Below are 17,997 nucleotides of genomic sequence, written 5' to 3' on the forward strand. Positions count from 1 at the left end.
GTGATGCGCGGGAGGGTGCAACACGGTCTCCTTCAGGGGTGCGTGTTCGGTGGTGCGGCTGCCACTGCCGCGAGGTGCTGGGGCGCGCCCGGGCCCGGGTGGACGTGCTGCGGGGCCGGGGCGCGGGACGCGCGGGCGGGGCGGCGCTGCCGAAGGACTCCGCCCGGGGGGCGCCCCCGCTGGAGGGCCGGGCGCGCGTGGATCAGCGGCCCGGCCGGAGAGGAGCGGCTATCGGGTGATGGCGCCAGCCGCGACCCAGGCGGCGCGGGGGCTCACCGGGTTGTGCTTGACGATGGAGCGGGCAAGGGCGAAGAGGCGGTATCCCTTCGGGGCTCCGGTGGCCAGCTCCAGGTTCCGGACCGACACGTCGTACTGGAATCCGAAGAATTCGCGCATGAGCTCGGAGCGGCCCATCTCGCGGCGGTAGTCGAGGACGTCGTGTGCTGCCTGGATGGCCTGCTCGCCGATGCCGGTCCAGACGCGGCCGTTGAAGACGTGGTCCCCGGCGGTGCGGTCGGCGTCGGTGACGTCGAGGGGCCCGGTGTGGGTGATGGTGAAGTGCTGGGGCCAGGCGGATCGGGGGCCGAAGGCCCGCGCCGCGTACGCCTCGGCGGCGCCGTCCAGGGCCGCACGGACGGAGCGGACGGTGAAGCCCGGGAGCGTCCGGTCGCGCTCGGTGTCTGCCTTGAAGGCGTCCAGGTGGGTGGTCCCGCCGTAGTTGTAGACGTGCACGGTCGCGGCCCCGGGGTACAGGCGGCGGGCGGTGTCGAGGACGGCGTACGCGGCGCGGGAGGTGTTCACGAGGATCTCCTTGGGGTGGTGCGTTTTCGGTGTGCGGCTGCCACTGCCGCCTCGGGACCCCGTCCCGATGAGAAAACTATACCCACGTTTCATCACTCGCGCAACTCTGCCCCCTCCCCTGATCACTCGTCAGATTCCTGGGCCAGGAACGGCCGGCGGCCACTTCCGGGCCCGCCGGCCCCGAGGGCCGACGCCACCCGGAACAACCGCTCCGCAACCGTCCGCCGCACCCGGCACGCAGAGGCGCGCCACCAGTTGACGGACGGCACGCGACCCGGCGGCACAGACCCCGGACGCACTGCGCCCATGCGGGTGGACTGTGGCGCGAAGGATCCTCCCCGAGCGGGCGCCCACCTCCATCCACCCCCAGGCGCCCCGGGGGTGGCGCGGCCAGGATCGCGCAGTGGCGGCCGGATAAGGGGGCCGGGCGGCGCGGCGCCCGGCCCGGGGCGTTCAGATACCGGCGCTGTTGCAGTAGTGCGCGATGAGGGACTGACCGACGGCGGTGACGGCATCCTTGGGCGTGGCACCCTGGGCGATGCGGCGGCTGTAGGCCGTGCGGATCGTCCGCAGGACCGTGTCTGAGGTGATGATCTGGCCGACGGCTTCCAGGCCGTGGCCCGGGTGACCGGCAGCGGCGATCACGCGGGTGGTGTGGGCGGCAATCACGGCCACGGCGTCTTCGGTGTTGCGGATGCGGATGATGCGGCTCATGACTGGGCTCCATCTCGGGTCGGTGGTGCGTTTTCGGTGTGCGGCTGCCACTGCCGCCTCGGGACCCCGTCCCGATGAGAAAACTATACCCACGTTTCACCACTCGCGCAACTCTGCCCCCTTCCCTGATCACTCGTCAGATTCCTGGGCCGGGAACGGCCGGCGGCCGCGAGGGGCGACGTCGCCCGGGGATGTCAGCGAGAAGCCGCCGCAGCGTCCGGAACAACCGCTCCGCAATCGTCCGCCGCACCCGGGACGCAGAGGCGCGCCACCAGTTGACGGACGGCACGCGGCCCGACGGCGCGGATCCCAGACGCACTGCGCCCGTGCGGGTGGACGGTAGCGCGCAGGATCTTCCCGGAGCGGGCGCCCACCTCCATCCACCCCCACCCGCCCTCGGGGCCGGGCGCAGCCAGGGTCACGTGGTGGCGCCGGATGGAGGGGCGCCACACAGGCAGGAGCCCGCGCTCCGTGGCCAGCGCCACGACCGAGCGCGTGTACGCGTTGAGGCCGTGCGGTACGGCGGGGACGCCGATGCGCAGCGCCCCGCCGCGCATGGCGAGCAGGACGCCGAACGGGAGGCGCGCGCGGATGTCGGCGGGGTCGCGGTACGGAAGCCGCCCATTCGCGGGGCAGCGGGTGCACAGCCGGATGTCGGCGCGGTCGCTGTCACCGGGCACGAGGCGGGCAGCGGGATCCGCACACTCGGGGCAAGGCGCGGTTCGCCATTCGTACGAGTCGGCAGCGGGCATGGGGACTCCAGGGTGGAGAGGGTGGATCGCCCCGGGGAGGGGCGCGGGTGGGCCGGGTGGCGTGGCATGGGGCGCAGCGGGAGAGGTGTCGGGGCCGGGCGGGCGGGGCGGTTCCGCCCGCCCGGCCCGCCGGGGCTAGAGGGGGATCCTGGGGGATTCCGCGTCCAGGCGCGCCATGTGGCAGTCGGGGCAGAGGTTGGCGGTCCCGGCGGTCTCGTTGCCGCAGGGCTCGCCCCATCCGGGGCAGACGGGCGTCTCGGGCTGCGTGTCGCGCTGGGTCATCCTCGGCTCTTTCGTGCGGGTGGGTGACCGGGGCCCGGGCTCGGCCCCCGGTGGGGCGCGGTGACGGTGGGCCCGCCCAGAGGGGCGGGCCCCGCTCGCCTATGCGGCGAGCTTCAGCTTGGGCGCCGGGTAGTCACGCTCCAGCTCGATGTCGATCATCTGCTCAGGGGTGAAGACGAAGTGCGCCATCGGGACCACCTCGGCCGCCTTCTCCTCCGGGACGGCGAGCACGAAGCGCATGCGGTGGATGGTGTACGCCTTGATCTGCTCCAGGGTGAAGGTGCGCATCTCGCCCCGGGCGCGGCACATCGCGCGGACGATGATGCCGCCCTTGCTGGTGGTGAGGATGTCGTGGATCTCGATGGTGCGCACCGACTCCTCACCCTTGCTGTCGACGTAGGTGATGGTCGTGGCGCGCTGGCCGTCCATGGCGCGGATCAGGTCGGTCAGGGTGCGGGTGGTGGTCTGACCGGCGGTGATCTTCATGGAGTTCGACACGGGTTTCTCCCTGGAGCGTGTGAGTTCGGTGGGGGTGTTGGCCGGGTGCCACTCCCGACCAACAAGACAACTATAACTCACACACATCACTTTCGGGAAGCCGGAACGGCCTTTTTCTCGCCCCGATTTCGCGTTCACCCATTCGGTCGCCCGCATCGCGCCGTGCGGCGACGCCGCAACACCCCCACTTGACTAGAGTGATGAGTGATGGTTATAGTTGTCTCAGTTGATCGGCGGTGGCAGCCGGTCAGCGACCGCGAAACGCGCACTACGACAAATCCACAGCGAGGAGCCCCGAGATGGCCCGTACCTACAACGACCGCCCCGCGCATCTGCAGTCCCAGGAGCGGCCGTGGATCTCCCACCTGAAGGACGGGAGCAGGAAGTGGCACCAGCAGGCGGCACACAAGCGGGACCGCGCGGCGGTCCGGCTGGCTCTGCGCCTCGGCGTCGAGCCGCCGCTCCCCCAGCGCCGCTGCGTCGACTGGGAGATGCACTGATCAAGCTCCAGACGAAGCGGCCCCGCCTTCCGGCGGGGCCGCTTCGGCATGTCCGGGCACAGTCTTCGCGCCGGAGCGCACGCGGCGTTCCAGGCCGGGGCGGGCGGCGGCGGGTGCAGAGCGGGCGCCGGCGAGCGGGGCCGGGCTGCGGAGCGAGCCGGGGGCCGGACCCGTGCTGGCCTGAGCTGGGCTGGGCTGGGCTGGGCTGGACCGTGGTGGTCGAGGCCGGCCCGGCCCCGAGAAGAATCAGGCCTCTTCCTCCGGCTATCGCGGAGAAAGAGGTGTCGTCGTGGCGAGGGGGCTTGCCCACGGGGCCTGACCAGGCACGATGCTCAAGATCAAAAAAGTGGGGGTCCCACTCACGGTCACACCTCCGGTGCAACTCCTAGTGCACCTCTGCAAGCAACCCTCCAGCCCCCTTCCGGTGCAACTGCCGCGGAGGCACCGCGGCATGGGCTTGCCCACCACTGCAGCGCACCGGTCGGGCCGGCTCCTTCCTACCTCTGGCGGTGGTAGCGGAGGTCGTGGCGGCCGGGCTCGCCGGACATCACGTCGTAGCAGTCGGGGCACGACAGCCCGAGGGAGGCGATCATCCAGCCGCCGATCGCGACGGTCGTCCCGCAGTTGCCGCAGTGGTCGACGTCGGGGGTGGGGCAGGTTGCCGGGAGCGGCGCGGAGGTCCTGGTGCTGGGGTAGGCCGGGAGGTCCGCGGTCCAGCTGTGCCGCTGGTACTCGGCTCGGGCGTCCTCCAGGAGGTAGAACCGTCCGGGGGCGTCCGCGAATTCGTCGGCCTGGGGACCCTGCACCTCGACGTCCCACGCGGTGACCGACTGCCCGTCGCCGAGGGCCAGGGCGCGTTCCACGATCCGCATGCGGGTCGCCGTCGGCCCGGATCCGCGGACGCCCTTGTCGTACGGGGTCTGCACGTCCACGGCCGAGATGACGCCGTGCTCCTCCACCGCCCGCGCGTTCGCGGCGGCGGCTTCCCTGGCCGCGGCCGCCCTCGCGGCCTTCCTCTCGTCGGCCCGGGCCTTCCGCTGCGCCGCTGCGGCCTTCCTCTTGGCCTCCTGTTCCTGCTCGGCGGCCCGCTGTCCGGCCAGGGCGGCCCGACGCTGTTCGTACTGCTCCCGGGTGGGCTGCTGGTCGCAGGTCCCGACGTGCTGCACCTCCCAGCGGCCGGGGCCGGGGGCCTGCCGGATCTGCACGTAGTGGGCCGTCTGCGGGGCCGTGGCCGCCTGGCACAGCGCGCAGGGCGTGCCGGCGGTCACCGGGCCCGGGGCGGGGCAGCTGCCTCGCCGGTGTTCGACCACGGCGTCCGGGCCCCGGCCGAGAAGCCGGCCTGCCCGGACGGCCACGGTTGTCGCGCACCAGACGCACGGCTCCGCCTTGATGTTCGGCCGGCCGGGCCCGGGGGTGATCTCCTCGACCTCGAAGTCCGCGGGCTGCGGGTGTGCGGTCAGGTGCTTGTCGAGCATCTTCCGGGCGGCGGCGCCGAACATCGACTTGGCCTGGGCGAACCGCCGCTGCCACAGCGGCTGGAGGGTGCCGTCGGTGTGGACCAGGTGGAGGGCGACGGCGGCGTCCATGACCGGGTAGGGGCGGCCGAGGCGGGTCTCGGCCCAGCCGGTGCGGCGTTCGTCGACGACGAGCAGCAGGGTGCCGGTGGGCACCTCGACCACGGCACCGTGGCCCACCTCCGGGCCGGCCAGGACCCGGTGGCCCTCGGCCGCGGTGTCCAGGTCGGTCAGCAGCTGGCGCCAGGACCGGTAGATGTCGGCGTCGTCGGGAACCGTGGGAACCGTGATGCGGGACAAGGAAGATCACCTCTCGATCACCCCACCAGCGCGGGGAGAACGGCGCTACGCCGTGGGTCAGAAGGGGAGGCCCCGCGCGGGCAGGGCAACAGGGAGAACTGGACCGTGAGCCCCGCGACCGCGGGGACGAGCTTCCGTCGGGAAGCCGTGCCGTCCTTCGACACACCCCCGCGCCGGCGGGGAGCAGCGTGCACACAGACCGTCCTGGCTGATCGTCAGTGGCCCACCTCCGCTTGCGCGGAGAGCACCGGGCAAGTCTACCGACGGGCGGCCAGCTTGGCGGGGGCTCCCGCCCGGTTGCCGGGCTCTCGCCGGGTGATCGGCGGTCCGGCGCCGGTGTCACCTGCTGGCACTAGGCTCTGGGCGCATGACCGTCCACTTCACGACCGTCGTCATTCCGGGCGCCATGATGGGCCGCGACGAGGACAACGCGATGCTGCTGCTCGCGGCCGACTCCGCTGAGGACATCGCGAGCCTGCCGGTCCCGGCCGCCCTGCACGTGGTGGACAACAGCCTCGGGCTCTTCGTCCACGGCCAGATGATCGGCGACCCGATTCCGGTCTCCGACACCTGGGTCCGCGCGGCCGCGGCCGTCGGCGACTTCGACGCCCAGGCCAAGGTCGCGCTGCTCCTGGAGCCCCTGCCCGGCGACATCGCCAGCAGCTTCGCCCCCGTCCGGGAGGGCGTCGCGGAGCCGGACCTGCCGGTGTGGGTCGGCGATGTGCTCGCCGGCCGGTACAGGATGGCGCTGCGGGACATGCGCGTGTCCACCGGGTTCCTCGGCAACGTCGACATGGGGTTCGGCGTACCGGAGGACGTGGCCGGCTGGGCGACGATCCTGCACGACCCGCACAGCATCTGACCGTCTCGCCCGCCACCGGATACGGTCCGGTCCGAGCTGGCCTGTGCGGTCGTCGGCGCCTGACTGGCCCGCCCCTGCGGAGGGGTGGGCAAGCGGCTTGAGCTGGTGTTTTGCTGCCGTGGGCAAGCCTGGCCATCTCCTGGGCAAGCCCTGGGTGCACGAGTTGGGCAAGCCTGCTGGCGCGGTGGGCAAGCCGGGTTGGGCGAGCTGGGCAAGCCGGTCGGCTCCGAGTGCGGAGGCCTGCTCGGCGGGAACGGGAACGCCCGGCCATCGGGGCCGGGCACCGGCCGGTTGTCGGAGCAGGGAGCCGGTGGGGATGCCGGCCTCGGCGGAGGTGAGCCGGCCGCGCGGCGGTGTCAGGGATCGGTGATGCCGAGTTCTTGGGCGGCGGGGCAGATCGAGCAGGTTTCGACCTGGGGCTGGCGGAGGGCGTCGAGTGCCTGCTCGCGGGTGGTGGGCCGCGTACGGCCTGAGGCGAGGCGGCAGTCGGCGGTGTGGACGAGCATGCGCCCTCCTCTGCCGATGGGGTGCTCCAGCTTCCACTCGGTGAGCGGGGTGACGATCGGCCCGTTACGGGCGGCTTCGGCGACGCGGTCCCCGCGCTCGATCTCCGCGATGCGGCCGCGGATCAGCTCCAGCAGCACCAGGCACCAGCGCTCCAGCGTCCGCAGTCGCTCGACGTCGGGCGGGAGCAGCCAGTCGAGGTCGCGTCCGGAGGCCATCGCCTACGCCTTCCTGCGGGGCCGGCGGTCGTCTGCCGCGGTGACGGTCTCCCTGGCCGACTGCACCGGGCGGCCCGGTGTGGGGCCGGGGCGGCGCGTTCGAGGCAGGAGTCTGTAGATCACCTCGATATCGTACCTCTGTTCGAATCTCCGGTTCCGGTTTCCGGCGTGCTTGTTCGAATAAGTTTTCGATACGGTGGCTTCGGGAGGTGTCGCCGTGGACGACGAGCAGCGGGATCCGGTGGGCACCGGCTCCCCGATCCTGCATCTGCGCTGCCCCGTGGACGTGGACCCGGTGCTGTACCGGCTGCTCCTCGGCCTGGTGGCGGACGTGACCCCGGTGGTCCAGGCGGTCCCGCCGTCGGTCCTGGTGGCCGACGTGTCGGGGAGCATCCGGTTCTTCGACCGGGACCCGGCCGAGCTCGGGTTGATGATCAGGGCCCGGGCGATGGCGCTGTACGGGCTGCCCGTGGTGATCGGGGTCGGGCCGACGTGGTCGGTGGCCGCGATGGCCTCCCGCGATGCCGCGCGCAGCGGCCTGGTCGCCGTCGGCTCCACGCCGGAGCAGGTGGCCCGCTTCCTGTACCACCGGCCGGTCGGGGAGCTCTACGGCATCGGGCGCGCCCAGGAGCAGCGCCTGGTCCGGTTCGGGGTGCACACGATCGGTCTGCTGGCGCAGCTGCCGGAGGCGACCGTGCAGCGAGTCCTCGGCGGGCGCGCGGGCCGGCAACTGCGCGAGGTGGCCCGCGGCATCGACCGCCGGGTGGTGGTGCCCACGGAGCTTCCGCACAGCACGGCCGCGCAGCAGCGGTTCGCCCTCGACACCCTCTCCCCCGAGGCCGTGCATGCCGCGCTGCTGTCGCTGGCGGTGGAGCTCGGGGACCGGCTGCGGACCCGGCGGCAGGCTGCGAGGGCGATCACGATGACCGTCACCCTGGCCGACCGCTCCCAGGTCCACCGCAGCCGTCAGCTGCCCGGCGGCCCGAGCGCGCACACCGAGGACCTCCGCGACACCGCGTACGAGATGTATCGGGCGTTGGGCTTCCAGCGGGCGAGGGTGCGCGGCATCGCGCTTCGCTGTGAGCAGCTGGTCGACGCGGCTGCGGTTGCCGAGCAGTTGTCCTTCGACCAGGGCCGGGAGCGGCGGCTTCGGGCGGAGAAGGCGATCGACCTGCTCAACGCCCGGTTCGGTTCCGGCACGGTGGGGCCGGCGGCCAGCTACCGGCAGGCCGGCTGACTTCCTCGGAGCGGGCGGCTGGAGGTCCGGCCGGGACCCGCTCGGGGCGGGCGGTCAGCACCTGAAGTCGTCGAGGACCTTCCGCGTCGCGGCGTCCGCCGGCCGGAGCGGGTGGGTGCTGCCGTCTTCGGCGGGTCCCAGGCGCAGGGTCGTTCCCTGGTCGAGGGGGGTGACGAGGAGTACGCCGTGTTCGATGCGGGTCTGTACGGCGTCGCTGCGGTAGGGGCTGGCGGCCAGGCACCCGTGGGCGAGTTCGCGTTCGTAGCGCTCGTAGGGGCTGGCGAAGAAGTGGTCGGCCACGGGGCCTTGCCCCTGCCACACCGCGAGTGCGAGGAGTCCGGCGGCGATGCCGGGGACCGCGGCCTTGAAGCCGGGGGCCTGGATGAGCCGGGGCCCGGTCCGGTGAATGATCGCCGCCCCCGCGAGCGTGACGGTCCCGGATGCCCCGAGCAGCAGGGCGAAGTGGGACAGGAGGTCGGCCTGGTTGCCGAAGGTCAGCGGAAGCGCCGCGCAGGCCAGGACCAGCAGGTACAGCCCGGCCAGGGTCACCGCCTGGAAGCCGCCCAGTTTGGCAGGCCACTGCGCACGGGCCGGGACCAGGTCCTCTTCCCGGCCGACCCACTGTCCCGCGCCGCGCAGTCGTCCCGCCTGCGGGAGGGCGCCGTCGAGGCGGGCCTCGACGAGCAGGTCCAGGACCGCGTCGCCGAAGGCGAGGGCGCGGTGGTGCACCGCGAACTCGTCGTCCTTCAGCCGGCTGGCCTCCTCGGCGCGGGCCGGCTGGATACGCAGCCCCGTTCCTCCGGCGAAGTTCAGGTTCACCGGATGCCCGGGGTCGGGGAATCCCGGCACGGTGGGGGCCGGTCGTCCACGCCCGTCCAGGCGCACACCGCTGTCGCGCTCGGGGAAGTACTTCTCGTACATCCGCGGGTGCCGGCGGCGGCCGTTGAGGCTGGCCTGGAGCGCCTGGGCCCGCTCGATCACCGCGTCCAGCAACGGCGATGCCGGGGCGCTGCGCATCTGGTCGACCGCCGAGGCCCCCGGAACCGTCCGCCACAGGCCGCCGGTCCGTTCCAGGACCCGGTCCTTCCACAGGTCGCGGACGGACCGGGGCCATACCCGGGCGACCGGCAGGCGCCGCGGAGGCCGCCCGTCGGCGAGGTGCGCACGCAGCAGTGCGAGGGCGCTGCGCAGGTAGTCGGTCTCGGCCGCGTAGTGGACCGCGACCGCCGTGGTCCGCTGCACGCGATCGGACCCGGTCTCGTCGACCCGGTCGGCTGAGGCCCGGGCCGCGAGACCCTGTGCGCGCAGCTCGGCGATTGCTCGTTCCCAGCTCCGGCTCATCTGCCATCCCCCTCCAGGTCGGCGTGCGTCGTCGTGAGGTTATCCGCCCCCGGAGCCACGCACTCCCGCGTGCGGAGGACTGCGGCATCAGGGCACGGATGATGTTCGCTGCGGGGTTGCGCGGGCATGGCCGCCACAGCATGGTCGCTGCGGGTCGTCAGCCGGTGCCGAGCGGCTGGCGCAGCACGACGTCGACCGCCGGCCCGCGGCTCTCCACGATCTCCAGGAGCTGGAGGAGGCCCGGGCTGTCGGCGTGCCGGCGGCGCAGCAGCTGCGGGTCCGCGTAGAGCACGTACTGTGCGCGTGCGACCAGTGCGGGGTCCTGCTCGCGCGTCTCGATCTCCCGTACGGTGCGGCGCAGGTGGCCCGCCCATTCGGCGATGCCGGCGTCTTCCGGGAGCGGATTCTTGCCCGTGGACGGGCGCCCTACGACGAGGCTCGACAGGTGGTCCATGTCTGCGTTCTCCTTCTGTCTCGGCTGTGCGGGGGGGGGTCGGGCTCAGAGATGCGGCTGCGCCCCTGCCCGTCGGTTCCGTTCAGTCGTCGTAGGCCGGTTCGACTTCTCCGTCGGGGCAGCACTCGTCAGCCTCGTCGACCTCGTCACCGCACGAGTTGCAGAACCAGTAGACGGGCTCGGGTTCTTCTTCGTGTGCCATGTCTCGTCCTCAGTCCTCGCTGCCGGTGTGCTCCGTGCCGGCCTTGGGGCGCTTGGTGCCCTTGCGGCCGTCGCGCAGGGCGGCGAGGAGCTCTTCGGGCTCGGGCCGCAGCCCGCTGCCCAGGTAGCGGATCCCCTCACCCTCGGGCGCGGTGTCGGTGTCCTTGCCGATGGGGTGCCGGCGGCTGGTCGAGGTCCGCCATCCGAAGCGGGAGTCCCAGACCGCGGCGGCGGCCGGCTGGTCGGTGTCGAGCAGCACTGCGGCGGCCACGGCGCCTCCGTCGAGCTGGCGCATCTCCACCTGGGCCTGCTGGGCGATGCCGGCCGCGGCCAGGACATCGGCGGTGTGCTGCAGGTAGGGCTGGGCGCCGCGGGCACGGAGCTCCCGCTCGGCGAAGGCGACAGCGGCGCGGTGGGTGATGGCGGGGTAGCCGAGCTGGAGAGCGGCGTCCTTCAGGTCGAGGCCGGGCTGCTTCTCGACGAGGTCGGCGATCCGCCGGCCGCGCAGGGTGGCCAGGCCGGACTGCGCGGTGGGGAACTTGGTGATGCCGAGGGTGTCGGAGACGGTCTCGACAGTGACGGCGGGGTCGGCGTCCAGGAGCTCGGCGATCCGCGGCAGGATCTCGTCGCGGGGGATCATGTCGCCGCTTCCCTCGCGGCGGCCGCCGCCGGCGCCGCGGCCCGGCCGGCTGTCCTTGTACGCCTTGATCACCCGGCGGGGCCAGTGCTCGGTGCCCTTGGGGCCGGCGGGCACGAGGACGACGGCGGCGGCCAGGTCCGGGTTCTTCTTGTAGGTGTTCCAGGTCACGGGGGCGATGTCGAGCAGTTCGGCGGCCTCGTGGCGGTCCAGGAGGTCCTCGTCGTCGTCGGCCTGGGGCAGCTCGGGGATGGGCTCGCCGGCGTAGTAGGCCGCGGTCTGCTCCGCGTCCCAGAGCTGGTTGCGGGCGTCAGGCGAGCTGATCGGCGCCGGGTGGCCGTCCGCGGCATAGGGCTTCTGGTTGCGGATCGTGGTGAGTTTCTTGCCGAGGGCGTCGGCCAGGTCGGACATGGTCTGGACGTGCTGCAGGCGTCCGGCGCGGATCACGTTCTTCTCCTTCATCACGGTGCGGGGCGCGCGGGGCGCCCCGCCGGCGGGGGGTGTCAGTCGGTCGAGGGGTCGGGCAGGCAGCCCGGGTTGCACGGCTTGGAGGCCTCGGCACCGCATCCGTCGCAGGGGCCGGCGGCCGCCTCGATGAGCGGGTGGAGGTGGGCGAAGGCGCTGTCGGCGCCGGCGTGGGGGGTGATGCTGCCGGCGGCGATGACGTACAGGGCGTGCGGCGGGTTGCTGGTGGTGCGGACCCGGATGCCGGCGGTGTCGCCCGGGCCGGCGGCGAGGCCGGGGACCTCCAGGACGCCCGCGGCGGGGAGGACGGTGACGCCGGCCTCGGCAAGGAGCTCGGCGAGGCGGGCGAGTTCGGCATCGGCGACCGCGGCGGTGGCCGGCCAGGCGGATACGGCGGTCTCGGCCTGCGGCGCGATGCCGGCGGGGTGGGTGAGGGAGAAGGACACGGGGCCTCCAGGGTGTCGGTGTGCATTCGGCTCCGCGGGCTGCCACCGCCCGCGAACAAGACAACATTACCTAGCTTACATCACCGTTGGCAAGTCGAAGGGGTCCGCAACACCGCGGTGTACGGATACACTCAGCGGTGAGATACGCCTCTCGGGTTTCCCGGAGTGTGTGTTTTCGGTTGGCCGGCGCCCTTGCCACCCGCCTCGGCGGAAGTGGGCGCCGGCCGCTTTCGTTTCCGCTGTGCCACAGGGCGAGCCTGCGCACCGGGTGCTCGGGCACCTCTTCACCTTCCGGGTTCCGGTGAACCGCTCCTGCGCTAGCCTCGTTGCAGCATCTACGACTTGGAGGCCGCGATGCACCTCGTCTTCGACCCGGCCGAGCAGGAGGCCCTGCGGGCCGACGCGCGGGAGCTGGCTGACAGCGACCCGCGGATCGCCTACGTCCTGGAGCGCCTGGCCGGCGAGGGAGTCGACCTGGACGGCATCACCTCGTGGGAGGACCTGCGCGAGAACCTCGGGCAGCCCCCGCTCGACGACTCCGCCCCCACCTCCAACGTCGCCTGATGGGGCGGCACGGCGGCCCGAAGCGCGCCCGCATCGTCTTCTACGACGTGGCGCAGGAGCAGATCGAGCGGATGACGGAGGCCGAGCGCCTCCGGCTGGACCCCGCTCTGGTGACCATCTCCAGGAACCCCGAGATCGGCGTCCCCTCAAAGCACGGCTCGATCCGTGAGCACCGCGAGGACGGCGTTCGCATCGTGTACGTGCCCACCGCCTTGGGCACGTTGATCCTGGTCGCGTACGTCGAGGCGGACTGAGCGCCCACCACCTGCCCCCACCAGTTCCCGCAGCGGAGCCCCGGACTCCTGAAGTCCGGGGCTCCGCTCTTGGGGCAGGACACGGCCGACGGCCGGTCACAGGCCGTCGCCCGCACAGGGTGCGCTAGCCGTCGGTGACGGTGACGCTGACCACGTGGCCCACCTGGAAGGGGAGTTCCTCGTATTCGCGAGCGGTCGCGTCGTCGCTGACGGTGGTCTCGATGACGCTGCCGTCGGACTCTGTGATCGTGATCAGCTTGGCCATGGCGTGCTCCGTTCTCGATTGCAGGGCTACTGGATGAGGTAGTCGAGGGCGCGCTGCAGGAGGGGCCGGTGCGCGGTGTAGAGGGTGCGTCCGGCGGCCGTGATCTCGGTGTCGAGCTGGTCGAGGGAGCTGAAGGGCCACCAGTTGGCGTCGAGGGCGTCGTCGGCGGCGATGGCGGTCACCGTGGCGGGCAGCAGGTAGAGCGCGCTGGTGGACGCGACCCAGGCCTGGTCCGAGGCTCGCCAGTCGTCCACGAGGTCCTGGCCGAGGATGACCGGCCGGTGGCCGGACAGGTCGACGCCGGTCTCCTCGCGCAGTTCCCGGACCAGGGCGGCCGGTGCGGTCTCACCCGGGTCCACCATGCCGCCCGGGATCGCCTCCACCTGGATGTCGTCCCGGGTGATCAGCAGGACACGGCGGTACTGGCCGGTGCCCGCGACCACGATCGGGTCCGCCGCCGCGTTCTCGCCCCACCGGCCCAGGTTCCTGCCGGTGCGGCCGGTGCGGCCCTGCGGGTGCAGCGGCCAGCCACGCGCGTCCAGCTCGAACGGCACGAGCGCGGCGGCCCGCCGGCGGTCCCAGTCGGTAACGTCAGTCGGGGAGAGGGCTCCCTCGGCCCAGTCGGGTACGTGCTGGGCGAGGGCCGCGGGCTGCAGCTCGGGCGGCGTGACGTCCGTCGGGGCGTACTCCGGCCATGGCACCGACCAGCAGCGGCGTCCGGCGGGGATGGTCTCGGTGATCTCACTCATGAATCTCTCCGGTCACGTGGTGGGTTCAGGAACAGGGCGGTCAGGTACCACTGGGCTTCGCCTCGGTGCCGCGCTCGCGGCCGAAGCGGTGGTGCGCGGTGGCCAGGATCTCGACCAGCTCCCGCATGGAGGGCGACGTCGGCTCGCCGAGCTCGGTGAGCAGTTCGGCGGTCTCCGCTTCGTCGAGCTCGATGTGGATGCGGCGCTCACCGATGCGGTTGTTGAGGTACACGCGTTCCATCAGGAAGTCCTTCTTGGGTGGCTGGGTCGGTGCGGCGGGATCAGCGGCCGCTGGTGACGAGCGCGAGGGCGGCCGCGACGGTGTCGGTCAGGGTGGTGCACACCGGCACGCCGTGGCGGCGGGCCACGTAGATCAGGTATCGGTTGCGCTCGGGGTTGGCGCAGTCGGGCGGGCAGCCGAGAACCGCCCGGCCCGTCGGCACGTCAAGGCCGAACTCCACGTTGGTGGTCATCGCCGGCATCGTCTTCAGGTCGCGGGGGATCCAGAAGAGGATCGCGCTGGCCGCGGCGCGGGCGTCGGTCTCCCAGTCGACCTGCGTCTCGTAGCGGTCGGCGCGCCGGCCGTGCCGGGATTCGGGGCTCAGGACGGTCAGCGGCTGGGCCCCGGCCCACTGCGCGGCCAGGGCGTCGGCGGCGCCGGGCCGCCAGGACGGGACCGGTGCGCTCTTGTCGGGGGTGGGTCCGGCGAGGAAGACGGACGGGCCGGCCGGGATGGGTTCGCGGGCCATGACCAGGTTGACGCTCATGAGGAGGCTCCGTTCTGCGCGGCGGCGCGGGCGGCGTGCTGCGGGGTCCAGGGCAGGGGCAGGTTGTCGCCGTCCTGGCGGGGGACGACGTGGACGTGCAGGTGGAAGACGGACTGGGTCGCCTCGGTGCCCTTGGAGGTGATGAGGTTGGCGGCGGGGAGCTCGGCCATCAGCTCGGCGGCGCGGCGGTACACCGCGGCGGTCACCTCCGGGTCGGTTCCGGCGTCGGCGACGTGGACGCGCGGCAGGACCATGACGTGGCCGTCGGTCACGCCACCGGTGCGCGGGCGGATCGCGAGGGCGTCGGGCCATTCCCGGACGATGACGGCCGGAGCCTGGCCGGCGGCGATGGAGCAGAAGACGCAGGTCTTCACGGTGGGCCTCTCCTGGTGGGTGTCGTTGGGGGTGACCGGGGCTCGTGCGGGGTGGTGGGTCAGATCCAGCGGAAGATGTCGCGGACCTGGCTGGCCGCGCTGCTGAGGTTGTCGGCGGGGAGGCTGTAGTCGATGTCGTACGGGTCGTCGGTCTCGTTCATCACGGCGGTGGAGGCGGCGGCCAGGACGTCGGCGAAGGCCTCGTGGACGTTCGCGTCCTGGAGGGCCTGGACGATGTCGTCCTGGTGGGCGCTGCCGCGGGTGATGGCGTCGGCGAGGAGCCGGAGCGCGGCGGCTGCGGCGGGGGCGAGGTCGGCGAGGTCTCCCCCGTCGCTGGTCAGGCTGGTTCGGGCCGGGGTCTCGATGCCGGTGATCGTGGCGAGGTGCTTCGGGGCCTTGGTCACTTCGGTCACTTCGACTCCTCGGTGTGGTGGGCGGTGCTGAGCTGCGGGGTGCCGGGCGCTGCGGACGGGGCGTCGGGGTTGAAGGCCGGGGCGCCTTCCAGGAAGACGACGGCGCGGGCCTGTCCGAGCAGGGCGTGGAAGCGGTTGAGCAGCAGGCGGCCTTCGCGGGCGGTCTCGGCATTTCCTCGGTGGGTGTCGATGTCGCGGATCGCGTAGCTGAGCCAGTTGAAGTCGCTCTTCTGGATGGGGATCCGGACGCGGGCGGGGTCGGGCTGGGTGATGGAGGCGATGCCGGCGCTCTCGTACAGGCGGCCGATCAGCTCGGTGGTGTGGGTGCCGTTGCCGGAGTACGGGCGGGCGCGGCGGTTGCACTCGTCGGCGTGTAACAGCACGCGCTCGAAGGTCTTCATCTCGTCGGGGCTGATCCCGATGCACTGGACGGGCGGGGCTTTGGCGGGCTGCGGGGCTGCCGGGCGGTAGACGGTGTGGGGCGGCTCGGGGCGGCTCCGGCGGGCGAGCGTGGCTCCGGCCAGAGCGCCGATCAGTACGGCGATGGCGATGAGGGCCCACTGGTCCATGCGTTTTCCCTTCCTGATGTGCGAGCCGTGGCGGCCCGACTCCTCAAGAATGCCAACTTTGAGTTGGCCTGTCAACGTGAACTTGGCCAACTAAATATTGGCCACTGGAGTTTTGGGGTACGCCGACGCCCCCGACCTGCGGCAACGGGGTCAGGGGCGTCGGGACGGGCGGCCGCGGCTGGCCAGGACGGACGGGCAACGACGGACTGCCGTGCCCCGCCTGGGCCGTGCGCGACACCCGGATACCTGCTGGTGCCTCAGGAGTTGGGCGTCATGGCCGCGCTGATGATGTCGGCGTGGTCGAACGCCAGGTCCGGCAGATCCTTCGCGGGCCACCAGCGAGCGGTGCGGGCGTCGTCCCCGGCGGTAGCCGGCGTGCCGTCCGGGACGATGACCATGTACGCGAAGGTGACGTAGGTGCCGCGCGGGTCGCGGCCGACCTGGTCCCAAACGCCGATCTGGTGGAGATTGCCGACGGCCACGTGGACACCGGTCTCCTCGGCGAGCTCGCGGGCGGCGGCCACGAACGGCGCTTCTCCGGCGCCCACACGACCTCCTGGGAGTGCCCAGGCGGCTTCGAAGGGCGGCCGGTCGCGTTCGATCAGCAGGACCTCGCCGCCGGGGGTCAGGGCGACGATGTCGGCGGTGTAGACGGTCTCGTTCTCGGTCTCGGGCATGTTCGCCTCTCGGTTGAAGTGGGCGAGCGCCGGCCGGACCAGGCGGACGGCGCCCGGACGGGAGACCGGCTTGCCTCCGGGCCGGGCGGCCGTCCGCGCGGGGCCGGGCGCTCGGGGTGCTGGCACTACCGGCCGAGGCCGGCCAGGATCCGGGCCAGGAGTCGGCGCAGGAGGCTGCGCCAGGTGTCCGGCCCCGGCGGGGGTGCGGGTGCGGCGGGTGGCGGCACCGGGTCGGGGGCGGGCAGGTCGTGGTGGCGGACCTGTTGCATCGCGGTGGGCCAGGTGTCCGGCGCGAACCCGGCGGCGGTCAGGGTTTCGGTGAGGAACGCCCAGCCGGCGGCGCGTTCCTGGGTCTCGGTGCTGGTGTAGGTGACGCCGGGCTGGAGGCCGATGGCCAGGTGCCAGCGGTCGGCGGTCAGGTCGCGTTCGGCGGCCCAGGCTCCGCCGTCCCAGCTCTGCAGGGTGCCGCCGCCGTGGGAGGACCCTGCCTCGTCGCGCAGCCAGTACGCGGCGAGTTGGTGGGTCCAGCTGCGGGCGGCGGCCGGGGAGCGGTGCTGGACCCAGGTGGAGGCGGTCGGGCTGAACCACTCCTCCCAGAGCACCGCGTAGGCGATGCCGTCGATGGTGTGGACGGTCAGGTGCTCGCCGCGGAAGCGGATGTCGTCCTCGGCCGGGGCGGCCTCGATGCGGGCGGCGAGTTCGGGTGCCTGGTGGAAGTGGCCGTGGCGCAGGCCCGCCAGGTGAGGCCGGTCGGACCAGCCGTCGCACATTGCGGGCAGGCTGTCCTCGTGGCCGGCGGCGGTCACGGCGTTCCCAGCGCGAGGAGAGCCACGCGGGCCCGCTCCAGGCGCTGGCCGGCGGAGTCCTGCACGTACCCGGCCGCTTCGTCGATGACCTCGGTGATGTCCTCGCCGACCTGGTCTTCGATCCGGACGCCGATGTCGGTCAGCAGGTCGGAGATCATCCCCAGCACGCTGCCGGACTGGTTGCGGTCGTCGTAGAGGGCCTGGAGGACAGCGGCCTGGTCCTCGTGGTCGGCGGTGTCGCCGAGCGCGTTCTCGCGCAGGGCGTGCAGGCCGAGACGGATGGCGGCGACGGCCGTCGTGATGTCGGCGCTCACCGGTGGGACGCCTTCACCGTGGCGAGCAGCGCGGCGAGCGTCTCCCAGGAGTGGTGCCAGCTCTGGTCGAGGCAGTACCGGCCGTTCATGCCGAAGTCGGCGAGGTTGAAGAAGTTCTTCTTGCCGGTGGCCTCGGCGAGCCGCTGGAGGAGGCCCTGGGGCACCCTGCGGTCGGCGGCGAAGTGGGTTGCCCCCGAGACCGCGAGGGCGGCGGCCAGGGCGGCCGGGTGCAGGCGGATCCCGAGGGCGCGGGTGCCGGCGAAGAGGACCATGCCCTGGGTGGCGGTGTACTGGATGACGTGGTGGAGGCAGGCGCGGCGGCCGACGTCGGTGCCGACGGTGGTGACCGTGCCGTCCTCGTGCTTGTACGTCACCGGGGCGGCGTCGGTGGCGCCCTTGGCCTGGGAGTCGAAATCGGACTGGCCCCAGTGGTCCGCGTGATCCGCAGCGGCGCGCAGTAAGGCGTAGGCGGCGGCGAAGGTGGCGGCGCGGTGGTTCATCATGAGTGTTCTCCTCGGT

The 17,997-nt window shown here is 72.7% G+C and carries 27 protein-coding genes; 5 read left to right on the forward strand and 22 right to left on the reverse strand.

Annotation, left to right across the window (positions count from 1 at the left end; all coding sequences use genetic code 11):
- Positions 1-228 precede the first annotated feature (228 nt).
- The 5 genes from ACGFQ9_RS34490 to ACGFQ9_RS34510 form a co-directional block, all read right to left on the reverse strand.
- The gene (locus ACGFQ9_RS34490; protein ID WP_393579441.1) at positions 229-801 is read right to left on the reverse strand and encodes a hypothetical protein; all 573 of its coding nucleotides are present in this window, start codon (positions 799-801) and stop codon (positions 229-231) included.
- A gap of 453 nt (positions 802-1,254) precedes the next feature.
- A complete protein-coding gene (locus ACGFQ9_RS34495) occupies positions 1,255-1,515 on the reverse strand; it encodes a hypothetical protein (RefSeq protein ID WP_393579442.1) in 261 nt (86 codons plus the stop codon).
- A 194-nt stretch (positions 1,516-1,709) separates the two neighbouring features.
- Positions 1,710-2,195, reverse strand: coding sequence for a hypothetical protein (locus tag ACGFQ9_RS34500; protein ID WP_393579443.1), 486 nt, complete (start codon positions 2,193-2,195; stop codon positions 1,710-1,712).
- A 207-nt stretch (positions 2,196-2,402) separates the two neighbouring features.
- A complete protein-coding gene (locus tag ACGFQ9_RS34505; protein ID WP_393579445.1) occupies positions 2,403-2,549 on the reverse strand; it encodes a hypothetical protein in 147 nt (48 codons plus the stop codon).
- A gap of 99 nt (positions 2,550-2,648) precedes the next feature.
- Entirely contained in the window at positions 2,649-3,047 is a 399-nt protein-coding gene (locus tag ACGFQ9_RS34510; protein ID WP_393579446.1) for a WYL domain-containing protein, read from the reverse strand.
- A gap of 299 nt (positions 3,048-3,346) precedes the next feature.
- Here ACGFQ9_RS34510 and ACGFQ9_RS34515 point away from each other — a divergent pair, with 299 nt between their 5' ends.
- Positions 3,347-3,547: a hypothetical protein gene (locus ACGFQ9_RS34515; RefSeq protein WP_393579447.1), complete on the forward strand. Its 201-nt coding sequence runs from the start codon at positions 3,347-3,349 to the stop codon at positions 3,545-3,547.
- A gap of 497 nt (positions 3,548-4,044) precedes the next feature.
- Here the strand turns inward: ACGFQ9_RS34515 and ACGFQ9_RS34520 are convergent, their stop codons facing one another.
- The gene (locus ACGFQ9_RS34520) at positions 4,045-5,361 is read right to left on the reverse strand and encodes a hypothetical protein (protein ID WP_393579449.1); all 1,317 of its coding nucleotides are present in this window, start codon (positions 5,359-5,361) and stop codon (positions 4,045-4,047) included.
- Positions 5,362-5,728: 367 nt separating this feature from the next.
- On the opposite strand from ACGFQ9_RS34520, the gene ACGFQ9_RS34525 reads away from it, so the two are divergent.
- A complete protein-coding gene (locus ACGFQ9_RS34525; RefSeq protein WP_393579450.1) occupies positions 5,729-6,223 on the forward strand; it encodes a hypothetical protein in 495 nt (164 codons plus the stop codon).
- 356 nt (positions 6,224-6,579) lie between these two features.
- On the opposite strand, the gene ACGFQ9_RS34530 is transcribed toward ACGFQ9_RS34525, so the two are convergent.
- On the reverse strand, positions 6,580-6,945 hold the full coding sequence (locus ACGFQ9_RS34530) for a DUF6233 domain-containing protein (RefSeq protein WP_393579451.1): 366 nt from the start codon (positions 6,943-6,945) through the stop codon (positions 6,580-6,582).
- Positions 6,946-7,162: 217 nt separating this feature from the next.
- Between ACGFQ9_RS34530 and ACGFQ9_RS34535 the strand changes: the two genes are divergently transcribed.
- Complete coding sequence (locus ACGFQ9_RS34535; RefSeq protein ID WP_393579452.1) at positions 7,163-8,182, forward strand: hypothetical protein; 1,020 nt, start codon at positions 7,163-7,165, stop codon at positions 8,180-8,182.
- A gap of 54 nt (positions 8,183-8,236) precedes the next feature.
- On the opposite strand, the gene ACGFQ9_RS34540 is transcribed toward ACGFQ9_RS34535, so the two are convergent.
- The 4 genes from ACGFQ9_RS34540 to ACGFQ9_RS34555 form a co-directional block, all read right to left on the reverse strand.
- The gene (locus tag ACGFQ9_RS34540) at positions 8,237-9,523 is read right to left on the reverse strand and encodes a hypothetical protein (protein ID WP_393579453.1); all 1,287 of its coding nucleotides are present in this window, start codon (positions 9,521-9,523) and stop codon (positions 8,237-8,239) included.
- A 157-nt stretch (positions 9,524-9,680) separates the two neighbouring features.
- Complete coding sequence (locus ACGFQ9_RS34545) at positions 9,681-9,977, reverse strand: hypothetical protein (protein WP_393579455.1); 297 nt, start codon at positions 9,975-9,977, stop codon at positions 9,681-9,683.
- 211 nt (positions 9,978-10,188) lie between these two features.
- Positions 10,189-11,262: a hypothetical protein gene (locus ACGFQ9_RS34550; protein ID WP_393579456.1), complete on the reverse strand. Its 1,074-nt coding sequence runs from the start codon at positions 11,260-11,262 to the stop codon at positions 10,189-10,191.
- A 56-nt stretch (positions 11,263-11,318) separates the two neighbouring features.
- Complete coding sequence (locus tag ACGFQ9_RS34555; protein ID WP_393579457.1) at positions 11,319-11,726, reverse strand: hypothetical protein; 408 nt, start codon at positions 11,724-11,726, stop codon at positions 11,319-11,321.
- A gap of 342 nt (positions 11,727-12,068) precedes the next feature.
- Here ACGFQ9_RS34555 and ACGFQ9_RS34560 point away from each other — a divergent pair, with 342 nt between their 5' ends.
- Positions 12,069-12,290, forward strand: coding sequence for a hypothetical protein (locus tag ACGFQ9_RS34560; RefSeq protein WP_393579458.1), 222 nt, complete (start codon positions 12,069-12,071; stop codon positions 12,288-12,290).
- On the forward strand, positions 12,290-12,544 hold the full coding sequence (locus tag ACGFQ9_RS34565; protein ID WP_393579459.1) for a hypothetical protein: 255 nt from the start codon (positions 12,290-12,292) through the stop codon (positions 12,542-12,544). The genes ACGFQ9_RS34560 and ACGFQ9_RS34565 overlap by 1 nt, the downstream gene beginning before the upstream one ends.
- Before the next feature lie 124 nt (positions 12,545-12,668).
- On the opposite strand, the gene ACGFQ9_RS34570 is transcribed toward ACGFQ9_RS34565, so the two are convergent.
- From ACGFQ9_RS34570 to ACGFQ9_RS34620, 11 genes are all read right to left on the reverse strand, one after another.
- Positions 12,669-12,809, reverse strand: coding sequence for a hypothetical protein (locus tag ACGFQ9_RS34570; protein WP_393579460.1), 141 nt, complete (start codon positions 12,807-12,809; stop codon positions 12,669-12,671).
- A 26-nt stretch (positions 12,810-12,835) separates the two neighbouring features.
- Positions 12,836-13,558 (reverse strand): NUDIX domain-containing protein, encoded by a 723-nt coding sequence (locus tag ACGFQ9_RS34575; protein WP_393579461.1) that lies wholly within the window; start codon positions 13,556-13,558, stop codon positions 12,836-12,838.
- Positions 13,559-13,598: 40 nt separating this feature from the next.
- A complete protein-coding gene (locus tag ACGFQ9_RS34580; RefSeq protein ID WP_393579463.1) occupies positions 13,599-13,799 on the reverse strand; it encodes a hypothetical protein in 201 nt (66 codons plus the stop codon).
- 40 nt (positions 13,800-13,839) lie between these two features.
- Complete coding sequence (locus ACGFQ9_RS34585; protein WP_393579465.1) at positions 13,840-14,325, reverse strand: nucleoside 2-deoxyribosyltransferase domain-containing protein; 486 nt, start codon at positions 14,323-14,325, stop codon at positions 13,840-13,842.
- Positions 14,322-14,699 carry an HIT family protein gene (locus tag ACGFQ9_RS34590; RefSeq protein ID WP_393579466.1) on the reverse strand — a complete coding sequence of 126 codons (378 nt, stop codon included), beginning with the start codon at positions 14,697-14,699 and terminating at the stop codon, positions 14,322-14,324. The genes ACGFQ9_RS34585 and ACGFQ9_RS34590 overlap by 4 nt, the downstream gene beginning before the upstream one ends.
- Positions 14,700-14,758: 59 nt before the next feature.
- The gene (locus ACGFQ9_RS34595) at positions 14,759-15,112 is read right to left on the reverse strand and encodes a hypothetical protein (RefSeq protein WP_393579468.1); all 354 of its coding nucleotides are present in this window, start codon (positions 15,110-15,112) and stop codon (positions 14,759-14,761) included.
- Positions 15,109-15,681, reverse strand: a complete 573-nt coding sequence (locus ACGFQ9_RS34600; protein WP_393579470.1) for a hypothetical protein — start codon at positions 15,679-15,681, stop codon at positions 15,109-15,111. The genes ACGFQ9_RS34595 and ACGFQ9_RS34600 overlap by 4 nt, the downstream gene beginning before the upstream one ends.
- 257 nt (positions 15,682-15,938) lie before the next feature.
- Positions 15,939-16,358, reverse strand: coding sequence for an NUDIX domain-containing protein (locus tag ACGFQ9_RS34605; RefSeq protein ID WP_393579471.1), 420 nt, complete (start codon positions 16,356-16,358; stop codon positions 15,939-15,941).
- A 125-nt stretch (positions 16,359-16,483) separates the two neighbouring features.
- A complete protein-coding gene (locus ACGFQ9_RS34610; RefSeq protein ID WP_393579473.1) occupies positions 16,484-17,164 on the reverse strand; it encodes a hypothetical protein in 681 nt (226 codons plus the stop codon).
- Entirely contained in the window at positions 17,161-17,478 is a 318-nt protein-coding gene (locus ACGFQ9_RS34615) for a hypothetical protein (RefSeq protein WP_393579475.1), read from the reverse strand. Before ACGFQ9_RS34615 ends, ACGFQ9_RS34610 begins: the two co-directional genes overlap by 4 nt.
- Complete coding sequence (locus ACGFQ9_RS34620; protein WP_393579477.1) at positions 17,475-17,981, reverse strand: hypothetical protein; 507 nt, start codon at positions 17,979-17,981, stop codon at positions 17,475-17,477. Before ACGFQ9_RS34620 ends, ACGFQ9_RS34615 begins: the two co-directional genes overlap by 4 nt.
- Between the last annotated feature and the right edge of the window lie 16 nt (positions 17,982-17,997).

The organism is Streptomyces sp. NPDC048603 (genome assembly GCF_043199475.1).
Lineage (GTDB): Bacteria > Actinomycetota > Actinomycetes > Streptomycetales > Streptomycetaceae > Streptomyces.